This window comes from Pseudomonas sp. Sample_16 (genome assembly GCF_004307665.1).
GTDB lineage: Bacteria > Pseudomonadota > Gammaproteobacteria > Pseudomonadales > Pseudomonadaceae > Aquipseudomonas.
The window spans coordinates 1-2,275 of sequence record NZ_RCOB01000203.1; the positions used below are offsets into that span (position 1 = coordinate 1).

The 2,275-nt window shown below is 52.1% G+C and carries 2 protein-coding genes; both read right to left on the minus strand.

Annotated elements, in window-relative coordinates; translation table 11 throughout:
* Positions 1–168 precede the first annotated feature (168 nt).
* Complete coding sequence (locus D8U69_RS26990; RefSeq protein ID WP_056854519.1) at positions 169–765, minus strand: hypothetical protein; 597 nt, start codon at positions 763–765, stop codon at positions 169–171.
* Positions 766–788: 23 nt separating this feature from the next.
* On the minus strand, positions 789–2,275 hold a 1,487-nt coding region (locus D8U69_RS26995), incomplete at its 5' end, for an RHS repeat-associated core domain-containing protein (protein ID WP_130908511.1).

Consider the following 2,275-nt stretch of genomic DNA (forward strand, 5'->3'; position numbering starts at 1 on the left):
CTGGAAGCGCTCGACCTGGGCCAGGGTGTTCCACCACAGGTATTTGGACTTGTGGCTGGCGTCGATAATTACAATAGAGGAAGCGGCTGAGACAACGTTGGCAGCCACTTCTTTTACGTTGGATTATAAAAGAGCGAACAGCGGGGAAATTATGGCAAAAAAACGTGCTCAGCCGTAAAAGTAGTCAAAAAATCTTTCAAAGTTTTCTTCACCTAATAGAGGAGAGATTTCATCATTCACTCTCGCAACAAATAACGAGCTCAATCCGTCATCATCAGAAATCTCAAAAACATTAAATTCGCCATAAACAATCTCAACCAGCTTCGCCAATGCAAAAATAAAATCAGCTAGCGAATCTGAAATTTTAAAGGGGGCAACCGCACTATAACTTGCATAAACCGGAGTATTCTTGACATTTGTTACTGCAATAACAGGCTTTCCGCCCCCAGAATCATCCATCACGACTACAAAAGCTTGATTCCACTCCTTGTTTAACTTAGTAACTGACCCCACATTAACCCACTTATAGCCAACTTGACCTTTCTCAATCGAGTCAAGACTAAAAAGCTTTAACGGCGTAAATCCTGTTTCGATTTTGACATCAACCGGCTCATAATCATTGAAAAAATCATCCAACTCAACTGAGCGACCAAGAGTCGAAGGCCATTTAAGACTAACTTCACCGCGCCGCTGAAAACTACCGGACAGGTTATATTTATTATGGACTCTGGCCAACTCAGCCGCTGCATGCCCTATACCATTCATAGCGTCCTCCAAAACGTAAATCATTAACCACAGGAACCTAATTTCGCTGCACTTTTGACACGATCGATTAAGCGTCCCTTCCCTGCGTTTGTGTAACTTCCGCGGTGTCCCTGAGGGCTATTCAAGTGCTCATCGATACCACTTGGATGATTAGCATTCTGCAAGAAAACGATATTCCTCGGATCACCCTTCCAAGCGGGTCCAAGGCGACCATTGCCCTCGACGCTATTAATATGATGGCCAGTGTAACCAGCTTCGGACATGATTGAAGAAAGCTGCGCATTATTGCGAGTGCCTAAAATAGGATGGCGCTCCGCAGCGGTCCAATTTCGACTACCTCCGCCTCTCTCAACGAGCGCCCTCTCCTCACCCCAGGCTCGGCTAATAGCAGTGCCTCGTGCGCCCGCTTGCGGGGTCACCGATGCCCTCGGTTTATATCTGACCAAGTCTTCTGGGCTTAAACCAGAAGGGTCAACCCAAGCTATTGAGTTTGGAGCATACTCGTAAAGATTAAAGCTCCCAATTAGTCCAATCGGATCCTGCGTAACAAACCGCCCCACCTCCGGATCGTAATACCGAAACGTGTTGTAGTGCAGCCCCGTCTCGTCGTCGAAATACTGCCCCTGAAACCGCAGATTCTGCTCGACTTCGTTGACGTCCAATCGCTCCAGCGAGCCCCACGCCTTGTACGTCGCCTGCCAGACGATCTGCCCTTCCCGGTCAGTCATCTCCAGCGGCGTACCAATCTGGTCGGTATGGAAGTAGTAAAGCTGCTGCGCTTCACCCTCTTCCTGGTCCACCCGCGCCAAGGGGGCATAACTGCCCGGCTCATACAGGTACAGACTGCTCCGCCCCGGACTTTCCTCGCGCAACATCCGCAGACCTTGCCACAGGAAATGCTTCTGCTCGGTTTTACCCTTGAACTCTGAAACCTTGGCAACCCGCCGTCCGAGGCTGTCGTACCGATATGCACCGGTACTCTCCAGCTTTCCGTTGACCAACGTCTCAGCCCGGACCAGCCGATTCTCACAGTCATAAACAAACGTCTGCAGCGTGCCCATCCCGCTGCGTTTCTCAATCAGGTTGCCCCACGCATCGTAGGCATATTCCTGATCTCGCCAGCGCTTGAGACGGTTGTCTTTGACGTGGTCGAACTGGCTGGTGTTGAAGTTCAGCCGGTTCGCCGCGGCGTCGTAGCGGAACTCTTCGCTGTCGATCAGTTGGCCCGTGTCACGGCTGTGCAACTGGCCGTTGGCTTCGTATTCGTACTTGATCTCGCCGCGCAGTTTGTCGAGGGTACGGGTCAACTCGCCAGCCGGGTCGTACTGATGGCGGCGGTGGATCGGGTTGTAGGCGTGCTCCACCAGCAGATCGGGCTGGATACCGGGGTTGTGGATGCGTGAGAGTTTTTCCGCCGGCAGGCGCGAGGCGAACTGCCAGCTCTTGCGGCCCATGGCGTCGTAGCCGAAGCAACTGGTGAGCGCGCCCTGGGTGCGCAGGACTTCGCGGT